Source organism: Nostoc sp. (assembly GCF_036917775.1).
Lineage (GTDB): Bacteria > Cyanobacteriota > Cyanobacteriia > Cyanobacteriales > Nostocaceae > Nostoc.
Map to the genome: position 1 here is coordinate 45,003 of NZ_JBALEQ010000032.1, position 22,306 is coordinate 67,308.

The 22,306-nt window shown below is 39.1% G+C and carries 23 protein-coding genes and 1 pseudogene; 13 read left to right on the plus strand and 11 right to left on the minus strand.

The annotated features are described in order from the left end of the window. Nucleotides 1–40: 40 nt before the first annotated feature. Nucleotides 41–577, plus strand: coding sequence for a pentapeptide repeat-containing protein (locus V7K69_RS05825; protein ID WP_335032220.1), 537 nt, complete (start codon nucleotides 41–43; stop codon nucleotides 575–577). 285 nt (nucleotides 578–862) lie between these two features. Here V7K69_RS05825 and V7K69_RS05830 read toward each other — a convergent pair whose 3' ends face one another. After that, entirely contained in the window at nucleotides 863–1,072 is a 210-nt protein-coding gene (locus tag V7K69_RS05830) for a hypothetical protein (protein WP_335032222.1), read from the minus strand. Between the two features lie 496 nt (nucleotides 1,073–1,568). On the opposite strand from V7K69_RS05830, the gene V7K69_RS05835 reads away from it, so the two are divergent. Then, nucleotides 1,569–2,618, plus strand: a complete 1,050-nt coding sequence (locus V7K69_RS05835) for an adenosine deaminase (protein ID WP_335032224.1) — start codon at nucleotides 1,569–1,571, stop codon at nucleotides 2,616–2,618. 283 nt (nucleotides 2,619–2,901) lie between these two features. On the opposite strand, the gene V7K69_RS05840 is transcribed toward V7K69_RS05835, so the two are convergent. Continuing rightward, a complete protein-coding gene (locus V7K69_RS05840) occupies nucleotides 2,902–3,237 on the minus strand; it encodes a rhodanese-like domain-containing protein (RefSeq protein WP_335032226.1) in 336 nt (111 codons plus the stop codon). Between the two features lie 158 nt (nucleotides 3,238–3,395). On the opposite strand from V7K69_RS05840, the gene mutL reads away from it, so the two are divergent. Then, nucleotides 3,396–5,120 carry a DNA mismatch repair endonuclease MutL gene (gene mutL, locus V7K69_RS05845; protein WP_335032228.1) on the plus strand — a complete coding sequence of 575 codons (1,725 nt, stop codon included), beginning with the start codon at nucleotides 3,396–3,398 and terminating at the stop codon, nucleotides 5,118–5,120. 520 nt (nucleotides 5,121–5,640) lie between these two features. Here mutL and V7K69_RS05850 read toward each other — a convergent pair. Next, nucleotides 5,641–6,192, minus strand: a complete 552-nt coding sequence (locus V7K69_RS05850; RefSeq protein WP_335032230.1) for a Uma2 family endonuclease — start codon at nucleotides 6,190–6,192, stop codon at nucleotides 5,641–5,643. A 48-nt stretch (nucleotides 6,193–6,240) separates the two neighbouring features. Here V7K69_RS05850 and V7K69_RS05855 point away from each other — a divergent pair. Beyond that, a pseudogene (locus tag V7K69_RS05855) lies at nucleotides 6,241–6,333 on the plus strand (GlsB/YeaQ/YmgE family stress response membrane protein); the annotation flags it as partial. A 169-nt stretch (nucleotides 6,334–6,502) separates the two neighbouring features. On the opposite strand, the gene V7K69_RS05860 reads toward V7K69_RS05855, so the two are convergent. Beyond that, nucleotides 6,503–6,685: a CsbD family protein gene (locus V7K69_RS05860; protein WP_012409675.1), complete on the minus strand. Its 183-nt coding sequence runs from the start codon at nucleotides 6,683–6,685 to the stop codon at nucleotides 6,503–6,505. 303 nt (nucleotides 6,686–6,988) lie between these two features. On the opposite strand from V7K69_RS05860, the gene V7K69_RS05865 reads away from it, so the two are divergent. Continuing rightward, nucleotides 6,989–7,867 (plus strand): TIGR02587 family membrane protein, encoded by an 879-nt coding sequence (locus V7K69_RS05865; RefSeq protein ID WP_335032232.1) that lies wholly within the window; start codon nucleotides 6,989–6,991, stop codon nucleotides 7,865–7,867. Next, nucleotides 7,864–8,262, plus strand: coding sequence for a TIGR02588 family protein (locus tag V7K69_RS05870; protein WP_335032234.1), 399 nt, complete (start codon nucleotides 7,864–7,866; stop codon nucleotides 8,260–8,262). Before V7K69_RS05865 ends, V7K69_RS05870 begins: the two co-directional genes overlap by 4 nt. A gap of 107 nt (nucleotides 8,263–8,369) precedes the next feature. Here the strand turns inward: V7K69_RS05870 and V7K69_RS05875 are convergent, their stop codons facing one another. Further along, nucleotides 8,370–10,751 carry a tetratricopeptide repeat protein gene (locus tag V7K69_RS05875; RefSeq protein WP_335032236.1) on the minus strand — a complete coding sequence of 794 codons (2,382 nt, stop codon included), beginning with the start codon at nucleotides 10,749–10,751 and terminating at the stop codon, nucleotides 8,370–8,372. A gap of 197 nt (nucleotides 10,752–10,948) precedes the next feature. Here V7K69_RS05875 and V7K69_RS05880 point away from each other — a divergent pair, with 197 nt between their 5' ends. After that, entirely contained in the window at nucleotides 10,949–11,104 is a 156-nt protein-coding gene (locus V7K69_RS05880) for a hypothetical protein (RefSeq protein ID WP_335032238.1), read from the plus strand. A 691-nt stretch (nucleotides 11,105–11,795) separates the two neighbouring features. Here V7K69_RS05880 and V7K69_RS05885 read toward each other — a convergent pair. The 4 genes from V7K69_RS05885 to V7K69_RS05900 form a co-directional block, all read right to left on the minus strand. Continuing rightward, nucleotides 11,796–12,563: a ChaB family protein gene (locus V7K69_RS05885; RefSeq protein ID WP_335032240.1), complete on the minus strand. Its 768-nt coding sequence runs from the start codon at nucleotides 12,561–12,563 to the stop codon at nucleotides 11,796–11,798. A gap of 152 nt (nucleotides 12,564–12,715) precedes the next feature. Next, nucleotides 12,716–13,255, minus strand: coding sequence for a Dps family protein (locus V7K69_RS05890; protein ID WP_335032242.1), 540 nt, complete (start codon nucleotides 13,253–13,255; stop codon nucleotides 12,716–12,718). A gap of 368 nt (nucleotides 13,256–13,623) precedes the next feature. After that, nucleotides 13,624–13,980, minus strand: coding sequence for a hypothetical protein (locus V7K69_RS05895; RefSeq protein WP_335032244.1), 357 nt, complete (start codon nucleotides 13,978–13,980; stop codon nucleotides 13,624–13,626). A gap of 530 nt (nucleotides 13,981–14,510) precedes the next feature. Further along, the gene (locus V7K69_RS05900) at nucleotides 14,511–15,611 is read right to left on the minus strand and encodes a glutamate--cysteine ligase (protein WP_335032246.1); all 1,101 of its coding nucleotides are present in this window, start codon (nucleotides 15,609–15,611) and stop codon (nucleotides 14,511–14,513) included. A 297-nt stretch (nucleotides 15,612–15,908) separates the two neighbouring features. On the opposite strand from V7K69_RS05900, the gene V7K69_RS05905 reads away from it, so the two are divergent. The 6 genes from V7K69_RS05905 (at nucleotide 15,909) to V7K69_RS05930 (ending at nucleotide 20,855) form a co-directional block, all read left to right on the plus strand. After that, complete coding sequence (locus V7K69_RS05905) at nucleotides 15,909–16,586, plus strand: Mo-dependent nitrogenase C-terminal domain-containing protein (protein ID WP_335032249.1); 678 nt, start codon at nucleotides 15,909–15,911, stop codon at nucleotides 16,584–16,586. 74 nt (nucleotides 16,587–16,660) lie between these two features. After that, nucleotides 16,661–17,689 carry a GTPase ObgE gene (obgE, locus tag V7K69_RS05910; protein WP_190935133.1) on the plus strand — a complete coding sequence of 343 codons (1,029 nt, stop codon included), beginning with the start codon at nucleotides 16,661–16,663 and terminating at the stop codon, nucleotides 17,687–17,689. 832 nt (nucleotides 17,690–18,521) lie between these two features. Then, a complete protein-coding gene (locus tag V7K69_RS05915) occupies nucleotides 18,522–19,127 on the plus strand; it encodes a vWA domain-containing protein (protein WP_335032252.1) in 606 nt (201 codons plus the stop codon). A 50-nt stretch (nucleotides 19,128–19,177) separates the two neighbouring features. Continuing rightward, a complete protein-coding gene (locus V7K69_RS05920) occupies nucleotides 19,178–19,783 on the plus strand; it encodes a vWA domain-containing protein (RefSeq protein ID WP_335032254.1) in 606 nt (201 codons plus the stop codon). A gap of 47 nt (nucleotides 19,784–19,830) precedes the next feature. Beyond that, a complete protein-coding gene (locus V7K69_RS05925) occupies nucleotides 19,831–20,436 on the plus strand; it encodes a vWA domain-containing protein (protein WP_335032256.1) in 606 nt (201 codons plus the stop codon). 26 nt (nucleotides 20,437–20,462) lie between these two features. After that, complete coding sequence (locus tag V7K69_RS05930; protein WP_335032258.1) at nucleotides 20,463–20,855, plus strand: salt stress protein, Slr1339 family; 393 nt, start codon at nucleotides 20,463–20,465, stop codon at nucleotides 20,853–20,855. Nucleotides 20,856–20,993: 138 nt separating this feature from the next. On the opposite strand, the gene V7K69_RS05935 is transcribed toward V7K69_RS05930, so the two are convergent. After that, nucleotides 20,994–21,341, minus strand: coding sequence for a winged helix-turn-helix transcriptional regulator (locus V7K69_RS05935; protein WP_335032260.1), 348 nt, complete (start codon nucleotides 21,339–21,341; stop codon nucleotides 20,994–20,996). Between the two features lie 109 nt (nucleotides 21,342–21,450). Further along, the gene (locus V7K69_RS05940) at nucleotides 21,451–22,275 is read right to left on the minus strand and encodes a class I SAM-dependent methyltransferase (RefSeq protein ID WP_335032262.1); all 825 of its coding nucleotides are present in this window, start codon (nucleotides 22,273–22,275) and stop codon (nucleotides 21,451–21,453) included. Nucleotides 22,276–22,306 lie beyond the last annotated feature (31 nt).

The following is a 22,306-nucleotide window of genomic DNA, read 5'->3' on the forward strand; positions in this document are numbered from 1 at the left end:
TTTATAGCCTAATTAAGCGTTCCTTAGCACAGCGACAGATATGAAAGCAGATCAATTCCTGAAAAACTATGCCGCAGGTGTCAGAGACTTTACTGGTGTCAACTTAAGCGAAGCAAACTTAAGGGAAGCCAATCTCAGTAATGTAATTTTAGATAGAGCTATTTTGGATGGAGCTAATCTGAGTCATGCTAATTTAGCCCAGTCCAGTTTAATTGAAGCAGACTTAAATGGAGCTGATTTGACTAATGCTAATCTCAGTGGTAGCAACTTAAGCGGAGCTATTTTGGATGGAGCTATCTTGGATGGAGCAGCAATGGAAGGAGCTAATTTGAGTCAAGCTGATTTGACAGTTGCTAAGTTGATTGAAACTAACTTGAGTGAGGCGGATTTGCAGGAAGCAAGCTTGATAGCGGCGAATCTAGATGGAGCGGATTTAAGTGGTGCAGACTTAACTGTAGCCGACTTATCTCAGGCAAATCTCACCCAAGCAGATTTGAACCAGACAAATTTGAGCGGAGCGAACTTGGATGGAGCCAATGTAGAAGGAACCATTCTAGATGAGAATGCTGAAATCTAATTTTTTTAACATGGCTTATGATGTGAAAAATAACTAGCATAGCAAAGTAAACAATGGGCTTAAGCCCATTGTCTAAAAGCTATCAAATGTCCGCTACAGTTTATTTAGTTAGTTTATTGCTATCGTCTTGACTGGTTCAGCATCACTGACTTTTGATGAAAAATTATCAGCCACAATTAACAAATTTGGATGTGCGTAGGTATCGCACATTTAAGATAAACTAAATCCAGCTTTAGGCTGGATAATAGCTAGAGACAGTTTTGAGATGGAATGTTTTCTTTATTTTTAACTTACCAAATCAACTAAGGCGTTCGATTGGAAGCGGACTATAGATGAAACTGAGCAACCGCGATAATTCTCAGAAGTGAATACTGATAGTGTGATATTAGATTGACCAGGATCTAATATGCGTTTTACCTTGCAGGTTTGCATTTTGTTGTTGCAGTAAGCAATAATGCGATCGCCAGCCTTGACATCCAACGCTTGAATTTTCACTTAATATCAACCTCGCCCAAGATTTTGTTTAGCTAAAATAAAACATATTGTTATATTTTACTTGCTCAACAATTTAAATATTTATTTAACTATAACACAAAAACTAAGGGTTTTAAATGTTATCAATTTAATCTTGATAATGTCAAGTTGATTTATCCTCAAAACTCTATTAAATACTGGATTTTCATAAAATAAGGATAAATACCGACCTTCTGGCTGCATCTAGTACAGCACGGCATAAGCAGGACTTACGCATTGAAAACCTGAAACCTTGTTCGCGTAGCGTGCGCTTCGCGCCTTTCCCTAAAAAACTTGATTTTTTATTATTTTGTTCTCATATTCTGTATAGGAACCGAGCGAAACCTCAATTAGTAAGACTTGGATTGAAAATTCAGATGGTGGTAAATCTCTACTTTGCTCTAAATTTTTGCGAGTAAGATTTTTTCTTTCGATGTTTTTGTTACAATTATTGAAATTTTTACCTAAAAATACCACTATGGCTTTATATGCTGAATTACATAGACATTTGGGCGGTTCCGTCGTACCGCGAGTTCTATGGCGATATTTCGAGCGACATTCTTCGGAGTTGATTTCCCGTTTTGCTGACTATTCACAATTTGAAGATTTTTACACCCGTCCACGCAACACCCTAGATGAGTATCTAGAATTACACACCTTGGTAGAAAGTGTGCAAACAGTTGAGACTTTGCCTTACTTTATCTATCGCTTGGTGCGGGGTGCTTACATCTTTGAAAATTTGGCTTATCTGGAACTGCGTTACACTCCCTATTTGCGGACACCTGAGCATCTGAATCAATCACAGAGAATTGACAAGATGGCAGAAATTGTAAAAGTAGTAGGACTTGCAAGCCACCAGCCAGAACATCCGATTGTGACTAGCCAAATTCTCTGTATGCACACCCGCCTACCTTATGAGGTGAACAAGGCGATTGTTGATTTAGCGGCACAAAATCAGCAGTATGTCTGTGCAGTCGATGTCGCAGGGGGTGATAGCTATTATGCCGATCGCTTAGAAGAATGGATTAGCTTATATGATTATGCGCGATCGCTAGGCGTTAAAACCACGGGACATCTATATGAAACCACCGCAGGTTGTTATCCCGAACTGTTACCCTATCTGATGCGAATCGGTCACGGTATCCAAATCCCCCTACTGTATCCAGAGTTACTTAATGATGTAGCTAGACGCGGACAGTGTTTAGAGGTTTGCCCCACAACTTATTTAAAAACTGGTACTTTGCAGGATATACGTCAACTCAAATTAGTTTTTGACCGTTGTTTTGAAGCTGGGGTAGATATTGCTATCTGTACTGATAATGCTGGGTTGCACAATATGCGTCTACCGTTTGAGTATGAAAATCTCTTGACTTACGACATCATTAGTTTTGAGCAACTTCAAGCTTGTCAGGATGCCGCTTTCCGTCATGCTTTCGCTTGGCCTTACAGTGAACGTCCTGCATCCTTGTTGAACGGTTTGCTCAAACCTGAACCACCTAAAGTTTTGGCAACAAGAGATAGTAATTAACGACCACCTAAAGATAAGCAAAAAGTAAGATGATTTAATGTTAATTAATGTTGCAATCACTGGTTTTTATAATGATGCTGTAGAGAAAGCTGTAATGCACAATAGTTATCTTGCAAAAACAATGTTTTAGAAATTAAACCACAGATGTTCACAGATAATTCATCGGTGTTTATCTGTGGTTAATTTTTCGCTAATTCTGATTTTTGCTAGAAGTCTAATGTGCAGTACAAAAAACCAGCAATGATGAGATAAATAGACTTAGATTAGTATGCCTGGGTTAAGTTTAAGCGCCAACACCTTCTGTAGCACCGCCGACTGAAATCCAAGCTGCAAGGCCACCTTTGATTTCCGCTACTTCAATAAACCCTGCGCCTCTGAGAATTTGTGCAGCCTGGGTTGTATGCTCATCAGTGTCGCCATAAATATAGATATGGCGTTCTTTGTGTAGGGCAGATTTGGCTTTAGATGCCAAATCGTCTAATGGAATGGGTATTGCTCCACTTATCCGACCGTGATTGTAGGTGTGGCGATCGCGCACATCAACAATTGTAAAACCTGGTTGACCCCATTGCAAACGGGTCTTTAAATCATGGACATCAGCAACTAAATTATTACTCATAAGCTTTTCCTGCTTATAACCTCACAAGCAATTTATCAAAAATCGCCTTTTAATTGAGTTTTCAGTGTAATAAGTTAATAATTTGCAACTAGCTAGTTGAAAATAATCTCTCATCTCTTCCTACTTCTCTTACCCCCAGAAGCTATAAACTATAATTTATGGCATCTACTATTCAAGCTCTACCAACAGAAGTCGTATATCTTATTACAGCCGGTGAGGTAATCGACTCTTTAGCCTCTGTGGTGCGGGAATTGGTAGAAAATTCCCTAGACGCAGGTGCAACGCGAATTGTGGTTTCTTTATGGCCACAGCAATGGCGAATTCGTGTGGCAGATAATGGTTGTGGAATGAACCTAGATGATTTGCAACAAGCAGCCACAGCCCACAGCACCAGTAAAATTCGCTCTAGTGCCGATTTATGGAAAATTAACAGTTTAGGGTTTCGTGGTGAGGCGTTACATAGCTTAACAACTCTGGCAGATTTGGAAATTTTGAGCCGTCCTGTGGGTGGAAAATTAGGATGGCGGATAATTTATGGCGATGGTGGGAAAGTTGTGCAAGTTGAAGTAACTGCGATCGCACCTGGTACAGTGGTGACAGTTTCTCATCTTTTCGGTAATTGCTCATCACGTCGTCAGGGATTGCCCACAGTTGCCCAGCAAATGAAAGCTGTGCAAACCACAATTCACCAAGTCGCCCTGTGTCATCCCCACGTCACCTGGCAGATTTGGCAAAATGACCGTCAATGGTTCACCATCTCTCCGGCTAGAACAACTGGGCAACTCCTACCGCAGATTTTACCCCAAGTGCGACAAGGTGACTTGCAAGAAATAAAACTCGAAATACCCAACCCACTAAATCCAGAACTCCTAACTCCTAACTCCTCACTCCTCACTCCTCACTCAGCACTCAGCACTCAGCACTCAGCACTCACTTTAGTGGTAGGATTACCCGATCGCTGTCATCGTCATCGTCCAGATTGGGTACGTGTAGCCATTAACGGCAGGATAGTTAAAACACCGGAACTAGAGCAAACGATATTATCAGCATTTCACAGAACATTACCGCGCGATCGCTATCCAATTTGTTTCTTACATCTTGCCATTTCTCCCGATCAAATTAACTGGAATCGCAATCCAGCAAAAACAGAAATTTACCTCAACGAAATCATTTATTGGCAAGAGCAAATTACCCAAGCAATTAACCAAGCGCTCAGTATCTCTTCTCCCAATCTCAAAGAAGCTGTTCACACAACACGAGTTAGTAAATTACTCAAAGCCGCAGAAGCTAAAGGCGGCTACAATTTCAATCCTCAAAATCCCAAGGAAGATTGCAAAAATCCTAATTCCTTAAAAGCTATCGCTCAAGTTAGTAATACCTATATTGTGGCTGAACATCCAGGTGGTATGTGGTTAGTAGAACAGCACATTGCCCATGAGCGAGTTTTGTATGAGCAATTATGCGATGATTGGCAACTTGTCCCCGTCGAACCGCCAATCATTCTTTATCAATTGTCGTCAGCGCAAGTATCGCAACTGCAACGCATCGGTTTAGAAATAGAACCCTTTGGCGAGCAACTTTGGGCTGTCAGAAACATACCTGCACCTTTACAACAGCGAGACGACTGTGCAGAAGCAATTTTAGAGCTTAGTTGGGGAGGCGATTTACAAACGGCCCAAGTAGCTGTCGCCTGTCGCAGTGCCATTCGTAACGGTACACCGATGGATCAACAAGAAATGCAGACACTTTTAGATAATTGGCAACGCACTCGCAACCCCCGCACTTGTCCCCACGGACGGCCAATTTATTTATCCTTAGAAGAATCAGCTTTAGCCCGGTTTTTCCGGCGTAATTGGGTAATTGGAAAAAGTCATGGAATTTGATGTTTTCAGTAATGCCAAATCTCTTTTTTTTCTCTGCGCCCTCCGCGTCTCTGCGGTTCAAAAGCATTTTATTTAACCACAGAGACACAGAGAACACAGAGTTGAGAAGTTAAAGAGAGTTTATCGAGCAATACAGTTCAATTAAGCTTTTTGGCATTCGTCGTATCGATATCAATGCTTGGGGCCTTGAGTATGCTTGCGATCGCTGTATCATATCGTCTTTCACAGGTAAGTAAGTCGGTGGGAACAAATCAAACTAGATTAAGTAATATAAAAGATATTGATATCAGTTCAGTTCGTAGTGTTCGCGTAGCGTGGGCTACCCTGCGGGAACGCTTCGCTAACAGCCCTTATAAGAGGACTAAAGTCCTCACTACAAACCTTGAATTATTCACGCTGCTCTACTTACTTCCCTCTGCCCATTTGTCACAAAAAGCTCGCTTATCCTGATTTACTGTGTTTTTTATCCTCTATCAACGTGGACTTTTATTTGACCTTTTGATTTTGAATTGTAATTACCTTAACTATTAATAATCTGTTCCACCGCAACAGAAATATCTGGAAATGCTAGCGGTTGAATTGTTCCCGCAGTCAATGTCAATTTTGTTGCGTACTCTCCATCTAAGACTTCTCTAAACACTACTAAATGAAGCTTTTTGAGATTTACAACCCAATACTCTAAAATACCTGCTTCTGCGTAGATTTTGGTTTTCTTCTCTAAATCTTTTTCTAAACTGGAGTTAGCATACTCAATCAACCAGAAAATATTTTCTGGATAGGGATGATGCTCTCGATACTCGCGCCCTAAACGTTGGACAATGGCAATATCTGGTTCTGGTTCCGAGTCGTTAGGTAAGGTGATAGGTTTGGCTTGTCGGATTGCAGCACGTTTACCTAACAAATCCGCTAGATACTCTGCCGATTCATGACTACAATAAGCATGGGGTTCCCCTTCCGGCGACATTTCGACAATTTCCCCCTTAAGTAGTTCAACTTTGCGATCGCTTAAAATGCCAGCATCAATCATGCGGTGATACTCTTCAATCGTCCATTTAGCAACAATAAAAGTCATGAGGATTGATTCCTCCCAATAATTCTTGATATTTTACCATCTTAAACAACCCTCAGTATCCCCGGTGTCATTGTTGCTGTAATTGGCGCAATAATTGCCATTTTTGTCTGGAACCTATTAGCTAATCGTGCCAGTTATTAGTTGAATTAAATCTCTAGAAAAATCGTGGTAAAAAGCAATTTCTTAGGAATTCACCCTTTCAGATTTTACGCAAATACAAAAACTCCACTTCCTCATGGTTGGTGGAGTAATTAATGTTAAGGTATCAGTAATTAATCATGGTTAGTGTTGCTGCACTGCAAAAACTAAATTATTCTAAAGCTTTCTTGAGTTCATCTTTAATGTTTTCTACAGTGTGACCAACTTGGGCTTCAGCTTGCTTTGCTTGTCCTTCAGCTTTATCTTGTGGATTCCCTGTTATTTCACCCACAACCTCTTGGATTTTTCCTTCAATATTCTTTACAGTAGCTTCTACTCTTTTTTCGGTACTCATGGTTTGTATCTCCCGCTTGTAGTTGATTCAGCTATTACATAAACTAACAGTAATGTATTATTTTTGACCTCCATCAACCGATAGAAAAATTCAGTTGATTATGTATCTTAAGATAGATACGGTGAGCTACAGAGTAAGCACGTTAAAAAATCCGAATTCATAGAAATTTGCACTGTTCACATCTCCGGCTTCTTTGAGAAGTTGGGGATTTAACTTTTCACAAAGTATTTAAGACTGCTATATACATATTCATAGAAAATTAGAGAAGTCAAAGTAAATTTTCAATAAAAGGGCAGAAAAGGAGTGGCAACAAAACGTAAAAAAGATGTATGGAGGAGTGAGATTAATGATATTATTCGGGGTGCTTGTGGTGGTTTTTTATTTGGCATACCCTTACTTTATACAATGGAAGTTTGGTGGATTGGATCGCTGGTAAAACCACAACTGATGATGATGGCGATCGCATTTATGTTTATCGTGGTGTACTTGCTCAATCAGACAGAAGGCTTTCGGAAACGCAGATATAGCTGGCTAGCTCTTCAAGCCGCAATGGATACTGTAGAAGCGATCGCGATCGGACTAGCTTGCTCTGCCTTTGTGCTGCTACTATTGCGAGAATTGACACTAGAAACTTCCCTAAAAGAATCTTTAGGTAAAATCATCTTTGAAAGTGTGCCATTTGCTCTTGGTGTAGCATTAGCCAACCAGTTGTTGGGAGATAGTAGAAACAGCAATGGAGAAGGACAAAAAGCTGACAGCACAACTAGCAACCAAAAAGATGAGTTAAACGCCACCTTTGCCGATGTGGGCGGAACCCTAATTGGTGCAACCATAATTGCATTTAACATCGCTCCAACAGATGAAATTACTATGCTTGCAGCCGCAGCCTCGCCACCTTGGGAGTTAGCAATGATCGCCACATCTTTACTAATTTCTTATGGAATTGTATTTCAAGCAGGCTTTTCTGACCAGCAAAAGCGAAGAGAGCAAAAGGGAATTTTCCAACGACCATCGAGCGAAACTATGATGTCTTACCTAGTGTCACTTCTAGCAAGCGCTTTTATGCTGTGGTTCTTTCAAAAGTTAACCTTTAGTGATCCTTGGACAATGTGGTTAGATCACACGTTGATGCTGGGCTTACCTGCAACTATTGGCGGTGCAGCCGGCAGGTTAGCAATATGACTCAAACAGAACAACCACCAAAGCGCTCAATAGCTGAGTGGGTAACATTCAGCGTCGCTTCACTTATCCTAGCAATCATTGTGAGTTTAGTTGGTTACACTTGGCTGAATGAAAAGAATCAACCTCCCATTCTTTCTGTTACCAAAAAAGAAACAATTCGGGAAATTGATGGCCAATTTTATGTTCCTTTTGAAGTTGTGAATAGTGGAGGAGATACAGCTGAGTCAGTTCAGATTATGGCTGAGTTAATGATTGACGGCAAAGTTACAGAAACAGGAGAGCAACAGATCGACTTTTTATCTAGTGGGGAAAGTGAAGAAGGCGCATTTATATTCAGCCAAAACCCGCGTCAAGGCCAGTTAAATTTGCGTGTTGGTAGTTATAAATTGCCATAGAGAAGATTTAAAACCGCAGTTGCAGGAGGTAGAAAGAGCAAATCATCCGGGGTTGAATCCCTGGATGATTTGGAGTTACTGAACAGAATCTTATATTTTATTTCATTTCACTCTATCTGATTACTTTCACCATTGTCTGTTGCACGTCGTACCTTCTCTACTTGCTTGGGTGCTTCTATTTCTCTAAATAGTTGAATCGCTTTCTGAAAATTTTCTTTACTTTTTTGTAATTCTTCCTTTTTTTTATGAGTCAATCCCAATTGATAGTAAGCTTCAGCAAGGTCACATTTAGCACCTATTTTCTCCAGCATTTCTATTGCTTTTGAATGATCAGAAAATGCTATTTCAAATTCTTGCTGTTCTCGATAAAGTTCTGCTAGACCAGTTAAAGCCCTAGCTTTAATTTGAGCATAGTGGTTGTCATCAGCAAAGATCACGGCCTGATTGTACATTTGAAAAGATGTTTGGATATCTCCTAAGTTTTTATAAGTTAATCCTAGAAATATATATCTATGTCCTATAGCCCATTCATTTAATTCATCTGAGTCATCTTTTGATGAGTTATAACTTTTATTAGCAAAATCTTGTGCTTTTTCTTTAAATGAAGTTTTTGAATATATAAAAGCTAAACCATAGTATGCTTCTATTTGAAAGTTATAATAATCTTTTGGATGAGAAATTTCTAAAAGCTTTAAAAAAATCCCTTCTGCTTCTTCCATTTCTAATAAATCTATTTTACAAATACCTTTGCCTACTAATGAACCCAAATAAAACCTGTTCAATATTAAATCATTTTGGCTATTAGTATTTGTATGTAAACATTCAAGACTTAATATTTCTGCATTTTTATATTCCCTAAGACTTTCAGAAAGATTACCAGCGAACCAATAGCTTTGAGCAAGACTAATGTGAATACTTGCTAAATTTATTATATGTAAAACATTACCTATTATTTGATTTCCCGCTAATATCAGTTTTTGCGATAAACCTAATCTACGAAGTGAACCACTAAGCCCTGCTCCACCTTCTAAGTTATGCCATTCCCATTTTGATTTTCTTTTATATACAATTACACTACAAGCTGCTTCAAAATCATAAATGGCTAGATAATGATAGTAAGCTTCAAAAGCTTGTAATGCTTCCTCTATAATGTCAACCTTGTTAACACTATTTGTCCAAAATTCTGCTGCCTTACAGTTTGCTGTCTCCCAATCTTCACTCGTCCTCAGCCTACTTATTGCTTCTTCTCTAATCACTGGATGCAACCAGTGTTCGCCCTTTTGAAACTCCACTAAAGAGCGATCGCGTAAAGAATTAACTACCCGCAGATGTTGTGACTCTGGTACATCCCATAGCAAAGAAAAAAGCCCATTAATAGAAACTGTTGCAATATCTTGATAACGATAACATCCTAAACGGCAGAGGAGCTTAAAAGCTGGAGAATGGTGTTGTTCTAAACGATTAAGCTGAGTGGTGACTAAATCTCTTAAATCAGCCTCAACTAATAAATCTCCCTGATTCATTTGCCAATACTGCTCTACATTTCCTGCATATTCTACTTGAATAGCACCAGCAATAATTTCCATTGCTTTAGCATTTCCTCCGTAGGCATTGTGTATAGAACTCAAAGCTGGAGAATTTGTTTGAAGACTGCGGCTGTTAAAATATTCTTCCCATGCGTTGACAGATAAACCTTCTAGAATATAATTCGAAACAGAAACATCAGATTCATGTAGGCGATCGCGGCTGGTAATCAGTGTCAATGACTGCAAACTTGGATCGGCTAAAACTCGCAATAACTCTACATAGCAGCGATGAGGCTTGATAAACTTACCATTTTCATCCAGTGCAGGTTCAAGATTATCAATTAAAACTCCAATTCTTTGAGCCTGAAGTTTTTGGCGAAAGCGTTCAAGTGATACGCCAAACTCACGTCCTGGTTCTTCATTCAGTTGCCGTAGCCGTTCCTGAACTAAACTTTCAATTGGAGTAATATTCTCAGTTTCTTTGGCAATCGGAAACTCTATATAAAAACCAAATTTTTGCTTGAGATAATTTCTGGCTAAAGTTGTCTTTCCTACACCACCTTTTGCTTGAATCAGGATAACTTTTGCGCCTCGGCTGTTGAAGTCGTTGAGATGTGCTATCGCTCTTTCACGCCCGACAAAATTCTTATCTGGTATGCTTTTTTGAGTTATCTGTTCTAATGTTGTCGTTTCTATAGGAGTTTTACCAACTATTAACTCTGGCTTGTACTTCTGAAAAAGAGCAATCAAATCAGGACGTTTTGAGCGGCGTTCGTCTGGAAACTCATTTTCTAAACCAAACTTCCTAGAGATTGCTAAGATGTGTTGTCTTACTGTTGATTGAACAGTACTTAGGGATTTAGCGATCTCTTCATCTGTCTGTCCAGCCAAAAACTTTATCAATACTTCCCGTCGTTTATGTGTTAACTCGTTGAATGCTTTGTCGAACTGTCCTTTACTCATATTCTTATGCTAGATGCAAGCGGCTTCACAAGCGTTTACTGGACTTGTTTATCAAGACTCACAGTCTTTGTGCAGCTGGTGTTTATTCAACTAGTGCAACTATGAAATTACGCCGATATCGGTTTAACAAAGCAACACCCAAACAACAAATCAGTAACTTGCTTAAAATTATCTCAAACACTAGGAGGGAAAAAGCAATGAGTCGTTTCGAGAAGATTTCCGCCATCATAGCCGTCATCGGTTTGAGCATCCAGTTTACCGGGTTATGTATTCAGTTTACTAGGTCTTTAGACTCACTGAAATTGGATACAGTACAAACACCGTTAGTTCAAACATCCTCTGAAATTAAATAGAGGCGAAAGTAGCGAAGCTGCTATGAGCGATTACGACAGCAGAAGGGTTACACAAACATAATTTTCAATTAGTCTGCGACTATTTTCACTTTGTCCACGAACTGACAAGAATTCACCCCAGAGCCACTACCTGTTATTGGTATAGAAAGCTACCTGTTATTGGTATATAAATAGGTAAAGACAAAACGTCTATACAAACCCACCCAAGCAGATAAAGCGGCTGGTGGTTTATAAACTGGCTTGGGCTAAAGTATGCTGCACCAGATACTCCGCTTTTAGCTATCAATGTTGATATTGAAACAGGAAATTACAGACTCAGCATTATCAATTGACGCATGACAACTTCCGCAAGAAGTATTTTGCTTGCTCCGAAGTGAATGTAAACATTAATGCCGTATGATAGTCGTTATTGTAAACCTACATTAAGGTGAGTTCGACGATTCATAAAGTCTGAAAAAGCTTACAAGTATATTTGAATAATTAAGGACTTTTTCAAAGTCCTTAATTATTGAGAATAAAATCAATAAATAGTGATGAAGGGGTTTAAAATAACACAAAAAACTGAGACTCAAATAAATAAGAACAAAAACAGAGTCTCAGCTATGTTCGAAATTGTATTTCGACTTGATTTAACTAAATGCTGACAAGATAACCACTGGATAAAATTGGACAATTTATTTCTTGGAAATCCTTAAACTTTAACTTTAGCTTTTGACCAAACGCCGTTTTGATCTTCATCATATTGCTGATGAACAGACTCCCAAGCAGCTTGTTCGGCTGTGAACTCGTCATTTTTTTCATTGAAGACAGTGTTATAACGCTCTATGAATGTGCGTTGAGCTTCATCAGAAAGATGAGCGCGAACTTCAGGAGACAAGTCATCTGGACTGTTACACTGTCCAGGACAAGGGCGAGCAAAGGTTTTTTCGATCGTATTAATTTCTTCGCCACCAGCACTTTCGAGTAGCAATTGAAATTCGCCAGTGCGATCGCTCGGAACTTCTGCCATCACTAAGAATTCACCAGCTTGTAAGCGGGTTTGGTAGATAGCTGCTTTATCTTCTGGCATCCCCAAAGTAGTTAGAACCGACACCAGACCAGCACCTGCACTACCTGCGATCGCTCCACTAGCAGCCCCCAGCAACACTGCACCAATAGGCCCTGCTGCTACGATTGGGCCGACAAAGGGAATAAACAGTACGCCTACACCCGTAAGCAAGCTGAGAAAGGAACCAAACAAGGAACCAAAAACTGCCCCTGTTCTCAAACCTCCCAGAATCACATCCTTTTTACTAATAAAGCCAGCGATTCTAGTTTCTGACTGAAAGTTTCTACCCATGACCGAAATATGATCTCTAGGTACACCTCTGTCTAGTAAACGTCGAATTACATCATCAATTTGCTTCTGTTCTTTGAATACGGCAGATATAGTACGTTCTGCTTTATATACTTCTGTCACTTAAATACTCCTTGTATTATGTTGCTTTTACAATGAATATATTGAATAGTTAGATGCAAGCAAATTAATTCTTTCAGACTAATTAAAAGGAGGAATTAATCCTCCTTCTAACTAGTTTCACAAACACCCATTTTTAACTTAGACGTTATGAGCTACACACCTACAGGAGTTTTAGCCCCTTCTGCTGGCTGTCTACCATCTGGACCTAGTGCTTCGCCTTCAATAAATGAACGCAGCATCCAAGCCATTTCCTCATGCTCTTCCATGAGTCCAGTCAGAAAGTCAGCAGTTCCCTGATCGTGGAAGTCGTCACCAGACTGATCCACATGGTCTCTTAAGTTACGAATAACCTGTTCGTGGTCTTCCACTAGATTAGCTACCATCCCTGTTGCTGTGGGAACATTACCAGCATGTTCCTTGAGGCTAGCAATCTTAAGAAATCCTTCCATTGTGCCAACTGGATAACCACCCAAAGCACGAACTCGCTCTGCCAAAGCATCAATATTTAGAGTCAGCTTTTGGTAGTGTTCTTCCCAAAGCTGGTGCAAAGAGCGGAACTGAGGGCCAACGACATCCCAGTGATACTTTTTGGTTTTTACCAACAGTAGATAGGCATCTGCCAAATCTTTATTTAACAGATTAATTACACCTTGACGCTGTTCTTCTGTTAACCCAATGTTTATCGCACGCATTGTTTTTCCATCCCTAAGCAAACTTATTTACTAACTTCTCAAATTTCAGATACATTCCACATCAACCAAAGGAAACATTATGAGCTTAGATGAGTTACCAAATTGATAATTGTGCCTATGTCTTAATAGGTAGTATTCAGCCAATAGTCTAGTAATTAGCGATTTAAAATTTCAAACATAAGAATATTAAATATAATAGTTAGTTTAAATTATCTAAACTCAGTTTTACAACAATGCTTATGTGAAGATAGCTTTATACTTAATTAATTTAATTTGCTAGTAAGCTTAACCTTAATAATTAGTAATGGGTGATTGCGTAAAAGCAATCACCCATTACTACCCAAAAATTACCAGAACTATTAATTTAGTTACTTACCTGTAACTTTCTCCAACACATTCTTAATATTTTCTTCCACAGAGGTTGCACCCTGTGAATTCTCAGGACGCTTCTGCTTGTCAATATCAGCATCTCCCTGAACCTCGTTGAGTCCTTTGTTGGACTCCTTTTGAACCTTTTTCAATCCTGCTGGTGGTTCTTTAGCAGCTTCATCAGTTTTGCGCTGAATGTCAAGCAGTTGTGTAGTGCCTTCGGTAGAGTCACTTTGGTAGCTATCGATCGCAAAAGCAGGAAAAGCACTAGATAACAATAGTAAGGCGCAAGTAAAGCCTACAATTAAAAAACGTACTGGACTTAAGATAGATAAAACAGAAGCAATAATCTTCATTTGAAATCCTCGATAACAGCTTTAACAACGCAGAACTTACACTGAGAAAGTAGAGCTTATACTTTTATTTGGCAAATTGAGCAATAATAAAAATAGCAAGCTAAACTTCAATCAGAAAGTTCTTGTAAAAGGAACCTGATCAAGAAATGAAGAAATTATCTTTGTATTTCTGCATCGAATCAATAAGGGATAATAAGCAAATACCACCTTAATTCTGTAGCAAAATTATTACATTTGACATTAACATTTCTTTTCTCAAGCTTCCCTGTTTCTACTTGTACTTGGAAAATGCTAAAGTCTGCATCAATCTCTAGAATGAACTTTTCTATATCTGTGGTTACAATAAAAATCAGTCTCTAGATATATCGACTTAATATAGTTGTCGCAGATTAATGACTCTGGATTTGTGTTCAGTTAGCCAGACTTTATCGAATCAATGCACTTTCACAAATATGCACTTTATAGGATATTTGTAAAGTATAAATTTATATAAATATCCCCTTTTTAAAGGAGAAAAATAAATCTTTTATTTAAACTTGATAAGTCTGCCTTATTACCTCTTCTATTGAACTGACTCGATTGAACATTTCTATTAATTCATGAGATCTCGTTTTTCGCTGCGCCAGTAGTACTTTTAAGGGCATTAAATAATGAACATCGGGGTCATTTTCTAAGGCAACTTCGGCTGCTTGCAAGACTTTTATCGCATTCTCAAAAATATCCTCGTTGTCAAAACCTTCTTTTGCAGAAATTTGATGTAATGCTGTATCGGGTACAGTTTCTCTACCCAGTAAGGTGTTATCTAACACCAAACCTTTTAATAAAGCTAGCAAAGACGCGTAGATTAAAAAATTATCACAACTATCACAAGCTTTAAATTCAATACGTCCTACTTCAGCCGGAATGCGGGCGATTTTTGTTAGTGAAGGTGTACTATTAATTAGTTGTTCTTCTTTCTGAACAAAAACTAGGGCTGCTGGTCTTTTTCCAGTTCTGATAAATGTTCGTACCGATAACCCATCCCATAAACCTCCGTTATAAAAAGGTGAACTATAACTAAAAGGAACGATATAGGGACTGTAATAAGTTAACTTTTTGCCAATATCAATTACACTTTCAGTAGATAAATCTGCCACCGAAATATTTAAATCTGGCCCATAAGACACCATGTGAATATTGGCAGTTTGTTCGTCAGGATAAGCCTCTAGCTGTTTGATTTCATAATCATTTAATGGAGGTTGAGGTTCAAAAGCCGGATTGTAGGGATTAAAACTGACCAAAACTGGTGATAAGTCAAAGTTAGCAGCAACTTCACGTAGTAAGTGAAAACTTTCTGATAATTCCGTAATAGCGCCTTGAATATCAGAATGTATAGTTGTTCTAATTTCAATACCTTTAACATGACAGTCTATCACTTCATCGGAATCTGCAAATCTTTCAAATCCCTCAATGTACCATCTCTTCATCTTAATACCCGCATCACCTACGCGCAGTTGAGGATAGTCGCTGGGATATGTGGGTAACTTTTCAATAATTTGATTAAAATCAGCAAATTTTGTGTGAGAAAAATCAGCAAATTTTCCTTCTTTGTTTAGGAAGGCGACTTCATGTTCAATGCCAAAGAAAAACATTATATATACCTTTATTGCTTAGAGTTAACCTAATCTAACTAATAGATATTTCCAAAAATTAAATATGCTTTATCCAGAAACCTTGTAGAGATGTAGCACGAATATTTAAGATACTCCAATCAAGTTTACTTTAAATATAAAAATTCTCAATAACAGGATAAATGAATTTTACCCTAAGATCGGCTTTTGCGATTTGAAAACCTCTCTGATTTATTTTTCTGTGCTGCCCAGACTATCTTCCTAGTCGCCGATTAGGGTAGCTTAGTAGTGACTGAGGAAAGCTTGAGACGTGAGTTTATGACAAGTACCGTTCAATCCCCCTACAGCAGCGAACAGATTGCCGCTTGGTTGCGTGGACTGCTCACCATTGCTTGGGCAGATGGTAATTTTGATGCACAAGAACAGGAATTAATAGCCAACATCACCAAAGATGAATTAGCTCCTAAGATTAAATGGGACTCGCTAGAGATAATTACGCCAGAGGAATTAGCCGCAGTGTTGGGTAAAGGTACACCAGCCGCCGAAAATTTCTTAAGGACAGCAGTGATGGTAGCGATCGCAGATGGTACTTATTCTCCTAGCGAAGATGAGGTGCTACATCAGTTCTGCCAAGCCTTAGAACAGCCAGAGGAGTTACTAGAAGCCCTTCGCCATACCCTAGAACACCCACAGCAACTTACCCCTGCGATCGCCAGCCCTGGGCTTACAAAGCGTCAAATTAATGCACTACACCCCCTGCGCGACTGGCTGGATGGGCTAGATATCCAAGACCCAAGAGTAGCCCGCTTTTTGTGTAAAATGATTCCCTCTCAGTGTCCCTTTGAGCGGGATGTCACCTTATTTGGACGCAAGGTTGTCCACATCCCCCCGATGTGTAAAATTAACCCCTTGTATGAGCAACTGGTGGGCTTACGTTTCCGCGCCCTCTCTTATCTAGCAGATAAATGCGGTGAAGATGTTTCACCATATATTTAGTTAAAGTTAGGAGTGAGGAGTAAGGAGTTATAATTTGTAACTCCTCACTCTTCACTTCTCACTATTATTTAAGTATGCAATTTATCGATCAAGCAAAAATTGAAGTTGAAGCTGGTAAGGGCGGCGATGGTATTGTCGCCTTCCGGCGAGAGAAATACGTGCCGACTGGTGGCCCCTCTGGTGGTAATGGAGGGCGAGGCGGTTCGATATTTTTCGTAGCCGACGAAAACCTCCAAACCTTGCTGGACTTCAGATATAATCATCGCTTTCAGGCAGAAAAAGGAACTCGTGGTGGGCCAAATAACTGCACAGGGGCAGGAGGAAAGGATTTAATTATCGAAGTTCCCTGCGGTACAACTATTTATGATGCTGAAACTGGCGAACTGCTGGGAGATTTAACTGAGCCTCAGCAGACTTTACTGATTGCCCAAGGTGGTAAAGGTGGACTAGGAAATCAGCATTTTTTGAGTAACCGTAACCGCGCCCCAGAATACGCCCTCCCAGGATTACCGGGGGAAATCAAGCAGCTGCGTCTAGAGTTGAAACTTTTGGCAGAAGTGGGGATTATTGGCTTACCAAATGCTGGAAAATCCACTTTAATTTCATCTTTATCAGCAGCACGTCCAAAAATTGCCGACTATCCCTTTACTACTTTGATCCCAAATTTGGGTGTAGTACGGAAACCAACTGGCGATGGTACTGTTTTCGCTGATATTCCTGGACTAATTGCGGGAGCATCTCACGGGGCTGGGTTGGGGCATGATTTCTTGCGTCATATTGAGCGCACACGAGTGCTACTTCACTTGATTGATGCCACCAGTGATGATGTGATTAGGGATTACAACACAATTAAAGAAGAATTAAAAGCTTATGGACAGGGTTTAGCAGAACGTCCACAAATTTTAGCGCTGAATAAAATTGATGCCGTAGATCGGGAAACTGTCGATTTGGAGGCTTTAGCTACCCAACTTAATCATCTCTCCTACGCCCCAGTTTTTATAATTTCAGCAGTTACTCGCACCGGCTTAGAGCCGATGTTACAAGAAATCTGGGGAATTCTCGACCAAATGAAGGTTCCTGAAGAAGTGGAGGCATTGAGATAATTCGTAATTCGTAATTACTACTTCATTGGCAATAAAGAGCAAATTATAGATGATTGGAAAAACCACATCTGTCGTAGGGGCAATTCATGAATTGCCCCTACAGCGAAGCTCTATTCTCATCAAAGAATGATTAGTAAAAACCTAAAACGACGTATTTAAGTTGATACACAATAAATATATATAGGATTACTATTTGATTTTTGAACAAAATTAGGTATGTAGAGTGTGTTAGAACGGAGTTCGTAACGCACTATGATCATGGGTTTGATGCGTTACGCTGTCGCTAACACATCCTACGTATATTTTCAGAAATCAAACCGGATTCCTGTTCGCGCAGCGTGGCGTAGCCATATTTACTTGCGTGGATTGGGAATTGGGAATTGGGAAGAAAATAAAGATACATCCGTACTGAATCTTGTTCAAAAATCAAATAGGAGTTCTATAATTGTTTTGAAAACTTTGTAATACTACAAATGCTCAAGGCTTAACTTCTGAAGAGGTTAAAGTAGCATATTCTTCAGAGAAAAGCGTCGCTTCTTTAACATTGATTTTCTTAGTGATAAATTTCTGCTCATAGAATAAGTAAGCAATTTTCTGCTGTACTGACAAAACTTCTTCACCGATCGCAGACTATAACTATAAACTAGCTTCATCTTATATTCTGATCCGAGATCCGGCATTCCTCCGTGAAATTGGAAGTCTGCACTGTACTTTGTAATCCAAGTCAGTGCGGCTAGTTCACGTAGAAATTGATACAAAGCTTAAAGGCTTTGCTTACTGGTAAAAAAACGGAGTTAGACTAGAATTGCAGGGTAACAATCAAAGGAAAATTATGATGAGCGATCGCGACTATACATTAATCATTGATAAAAGCGGTAGTATGTCCACACCCGACCAAGTGGGCGGTAGAAGTAGATGGGAAATCGCCCAAGAGTCTACACTCGCTTTGGCAAGAAAGGCTGAACAGTTTGACCCTGATGGCATCACCGTTTATTTGTTTTCCGGTAAATTTAAACGCTACGATGATGTCACCTCAGCCAAAGTCGCACAGATATTTCTCGAAAATGACCCTGCTGGGACGACAAACTTAGCAGGTGTGCTTCAAGACGCACTCAATAATTACTTTCAACGTAAAGCAGCCGGTAAAAGCAAGCCAAACGGAGAGACAATTTTAGTCATCACCGATGGTGAACCAGACGATCGCAAAGCTGTATTTGAAGTTATCATTCATGCTACTCGCCAGATGGAGCGTGATGAAGAATTAGCAATTTCGATCATTCAAGTAGGTTCAGATGCCCAAGCAACTAAGTTCCTTAAAGCTTTGGATGACCAGTTGCAAAGTGTCGGCGCTAAATTTGATATCTGCGACACGGTTACTTTAGACGACTTAGAAGAAATGAGTCTTGTAGATGTATTGACTAACGCAATAACTGACTGATTGATAATTTAATTTAGCAGTTTGGACTAAATGTTTAGGAAATTTATTAAATGCTAGAAAATCGTGATTACACCTTGATTATTGACAAAAGTGCCAGTATGTCAACCCAAGATCAAAAGAATGGCACAAGTAGATGGGTAGCATTACAAGAATCGACATTTGCATTAGCTACTAAATGTGAAGAGTTTGATCTAGATGGAATCACGATTTATCTGTTTGCTAAAGAATTTCAACGTTATGACCATGTAACCTCAGCCAAAGTCAAGCAGATTTTCACAGAAAATATACCTGGAGATACAACTAATTTAGCAGGTGTACTACAAGATGCAATTAATAACTACTTCCAACGTAAAGCTAATAGTCAAACCAAGCCAGCCGGAGAAGTAATTTTAGTTGTTACCGATGGTACACAAGGCGATCGCAAAGCTGTCTATGAGATAATTATTAATGCTACTCAGCGTTTGGATAATCCTCAAGAATTAAGGATTTCTCTCATTCAGGTAGGTGCTGATACAAAAGCAACAAAATTTCTTCATGCTTTAGATGATGGATTACAAAGTGTTGGTGCTAAATTTGATATTTGTGACACCATCACTTTAGAAGAATTAGAAGAAATGAGTCTTACTGATGTCTTAATCAAGGCAATAACTGGCTGATTAGTTTAAAGTTTTTTATTAAATAATTGGAATTGGGAAAATTATAAATGCTAGAAAATCGTGATTACACCTTAATTATTGACAAAAGCGGCAGCATGGCAACCCAAGATCAAAAGGGTGGTAGAAGTAGATGGATTGCAGCACAGGAATCTACTTTAGCTTTAGCTAGCAAGTGTGAGCAATTTGACCCAGATGGTATAACTATTTATTTATTTTCTGGTAAATTCAAGCGATACGAAAACGTGACATCCAGTCTAGTAGGGCAAATTTTCCGAGAAAATGATCCCTCTGGTACAACTGACTTAGCAGGTGTGTTGAAACACGCAACTGACGATTACTTACAACGTAAAGCATCCGGTCAAACAAAGCCAAATGGTGAAACAATTTTAGTGGTTACTGATGGTGAACCAGACGATCGCAAAGCAGTGATGAAGGTAATTATTGAAGCTTCTCGCCGTATCGATCGAGATGAAGAATTAGCTATTTCCTTCATTCAAGTGGGCGCAGATCCACAAGCTACTCGCTTTCTGAAAGTCTTAGATGATGAACTTCAAAGTGCTGGTGCTAAGTTTGATATCTGTGACACTATTACTATGGAAGATATGGAAGATATGAGTCTATCAGAAGTGTTGCTCAATGCCATTAATGACTAGATATACCATTTAGAGGAATTGCAAATATGGATTCCATTGATAAGCTGTTAGCCGAACTCCAAACTGAATATAAACAAGTACAACCGCAACAGCAGTCAAAATCAGCCACAGCCAAATCCTTTATTCCATCATCGCCAAAATCGGCATCTTTTATGGATAACATTTTGGCAGAAGTTAAGGCTGATTTTGCAGAAGAGGATGCTGTTATTGAGTTAAAAAAACAACAAGAACTAGAACAGGAGCGAATTCGCCAAGAACAACTCAAAGCCAAACAATTAGAGGGTTTGAAAATACAGGCAAAAGAATGGTTAGCTAAAGTAGATCCACTTTCGTCGGAAGGACTTTGGTTTGAAAGGTTTGCTGAAAGTTACCCCTCAAAATTAGAGGCAGCGATTGAATATTTAAGAAGCAATGAATAAACGTCTTCAAAAAAATGTAGAGACGTAAAATATTGCGTCTCCATTAATTTCTAGATATGTCTAAATAAACAATTCAAGATTCAAAAATAATCTCCTATCTCAAATTTAAAATGAGCAATTATTATTTGATACCTATGCTCAAAATTGATGGTGATTTGTTCGATTTGAGTGTTTAATAGCCCATTCATGCATAGCATAGAGAATTGGTTGCAAAGTTTCTCCTAAATGCGTTAGCGAATATTCTACCTTTGGTGGAATTTGGGGATAAACTTCTCGATGGATAATGCCGTCTTGCTCCATTTCTCTAAGTTGCTGAGTCAACATCTTTTGCGTAACTCCAGGTAAAGCTCGTTGTAACTCACCAAACCTTTTTACGCCAGTCATTAATTCTCTAATAATCAAAACTTTCCAGCGTCCGCCGATTACCTTTAGGGTAGTTTCTACTTCACAAGTCAGCCTGAGATTGTTTTCTGCTTCAGCTTTCATAGTCAGTTTTTAAGAAGTACCTTACTTAGGTTTGCTGGGTAGTATCGCTAGTTAAAAGTATGGGTACATCTACAACACTCCACAAAATTTAACTGCTCTCTTTGATGGACTAAATTTTTTTGGCAATGTGAAAAGCGGAGATATATGAGAGATGAAGACTGCCTCCGAAGTCATATTCTATACTTTGCCTCAATCCTGTAAATAATGTTTTTTTGGTATCTGGAGGTAACTTTAGGTATGGCGAGTAAGTGTTTAAAAGCATTAAATATTCATCAACATTATATGTCACTTCAGATACAACTTGCCCGGATATTAAATCTTTAAATTGGCCCGAATCGATGGACATATTTCCTAATCCTCTCAATATCTCTTCTTGGGTTTCTATGTCTTCATATCGATCAAGCGATGGAGCATATAATTGATAGATTTTGGATAAGCGTTGATATACTTCAGATGAAGGTTGAAGTTCTTTGTTCCATAGTAAAATCAGGTTGCCAGTTTGTTGTAAGGCATTTGCTGCTTTTTGATATCCTACTTCTGGTGATATCCAATGAAAAGAACTCGCTGCTAAGACGGCATCAAATTTAGAAGGCTGTAACGTCCACTCTTCAAAAGATGTATTCTCAATCTCTACATTGGGATACATTCTACAATTCTGTTGAGCTAATCGAAAAAAATCTGGGTTGGGTTCTAAGCAAATCATTGAGCAACCCAATTGAGCGAATGCTATTGTTGCAGTTGCAGGGCCACATCCTACTTCTAGGATTTTTGAGTTAGTGGAAAGTTGAGCAATCTCCACAACTTGGTGAATTAAATCCTCTGGATAGCGGGGTCGTACCTTGTTATAAGCCTCTGCTGCTGGAGAATACCATTTTTTTCGTTGTTCGAGGTCTTTACTGGAGTAGCTAATTATTGCTTGTTTTAGGTCTTCCATAATCTAAGTAGGTTGGCGCAATTAAAGCTAA

What these genes read in the sequence shown, in the direction of transcription:
- V7K69_RS05825 (WP_335032220.1), top strand. Translation starts at nt 41, where the DNA reads ATGAAAGCAGATCAATTCCTGAAAAACTATGCCGCAGGTGTCAGAGAC.
- V7K69_RS05835 (WP_335032224.1), top strand. Translation starts at nt 1,569, where the DNA reads ATGGCTTTATATGCTGAATTACATAGACATTTGGGCGGTTCCGTCGTA.
- V7K69_RS05840 (WP_335032226.1), bottom strand. Translation starts at nt 3,237, where the DNA reads ATGAGTAATAATTTAGTTGCTGATGTCCATGATTTAAAGACCCGTTTG.
- mutL (WP_335032228.1), top strand. Translation starts at nt 3,396, where the DNA reads ATGGCATCTACTATTCAAGCTCTACCAACAGAAGTCGTATATCTTATT.
- V7K69_RS05850 (WP_335032230.1), bottom strand. Translation starts at nt 6,192, where the DNA reads ATGACTTTTATTGTTGCTAAATGGACGATTGAAGAGTATCACCGCATG.
- V7K69_RS05860 (WP_012409675.1), bottom strand. Translation starts at nt 6,685, where the DNA reads ATGAGTACCGAAAAAAGAGTAGAAGCTACTGTAAAGAATATTGAAGGA.
- V7K69_RS05870 (WP_335032234.1), top strand. Translation starts at nt 7,864, where the DNA reads ATGACTCAAACAGAACAACCACCAAAGCGCTCAATAGCTGAGTGGGTA.
- V7K69_RS05875 (WP_335032236.1), bottom strand. Translation starts at nt 10,751, where the DNA reads ATGAGTAAAGGACAGTTCGACAAAGCATTCAACGAGTTAACACATAAA.
- V7K69_RS05880 (WP_335032238.1), top strand. Translation starts at nt 10,949, where the DNA reads ATGAGTCGTTTCGAGAAGATTTCCGCCATCATAGCCGTCATCGGTTTG.
- V7K69_RS05890 (WP_335032242.1), bottom strand. Translation starts at nt 13,255, where the DNA reads ATGCGTGCGATAAACATTGGGTTAACAGAAGAACAGCGTCAAGGTGTA.
- V7K69_RS05895 (WP_335032244.1), bottom strand. Translation starts at nt 13,980, where the DNA reads ATGAAGATTATTGCTTCTGTTTTATCTATCTTAAGTCCAGTACGTTTT.
- V7K69_RS05900 (WP_335032246.1), bottom strand. Translation starts at nt 15,611, where the DNA reads ATGTTTTTCTTTGGCATTGAACATGAAGTCGCCTTCCTAAACAAAGAA.
- V7K69_RS05905 (WP_335032249.1), top strand. Translation starts at nt 15,909, where the DNA reads ATGACAAGTACCGTTCAATCCCCCTACAGCAGCGAACAGATTGCCGCT.
- obgE (WP_190935133.1), top strand. Translation starts at nt 16,661, where the DNA reads ATGCAATTTATCGATCAAGCAAAAATTGAAGTTGAAGCTGGTAAGGGC.
- V7K69_RS05915 (WP_335032252.1), top strand. Translation starts at nt 18,522, where the DNA reads ATGATGAGCGATCGCGACTATACATTAATCATTGATAAAAGCGGTAGT.
- V7K69_RS05920 (WP_335032254.1), top strand. Translation starts at nt 19,178, where the DNA reads ATGCTAGAAAATCGTGATTACACCTTGATTATTGACAAAAGTGCCAGT.
- V7K69_RS05925 (WP_335032256.1), top strand. Translation starts at nt 19,831, where the DNA reads ATGCTAGAAAATCGTGATTACACCTTAATTATTGACAAAAGCGGCAGC.
- V7K69_RS05930 (WP_335032258.1), top strand. Translation starts at nt 20,463, where the DNA reads ATGGATTCCATTGATAAGCTGTTAGCCGAACTCCAAACTGAATATAAA.
- V7K69_RS05935 (WP_335032260.1), bottom strand. Translation starts at nt 21,341, where the DNA reads ATGAAAGCTGAAGCAGAAAACAATCTCAGGCTGACTTGTGAAGTAGAA.
- V7K69_RS05940 (WP_335032262.1), bottom strand. Translation starts at nt 22,275, where the DNA reads ATGGAAGACCTAAAACAAGCAATAATTAGCTACTCCAGTAAAGACCTC.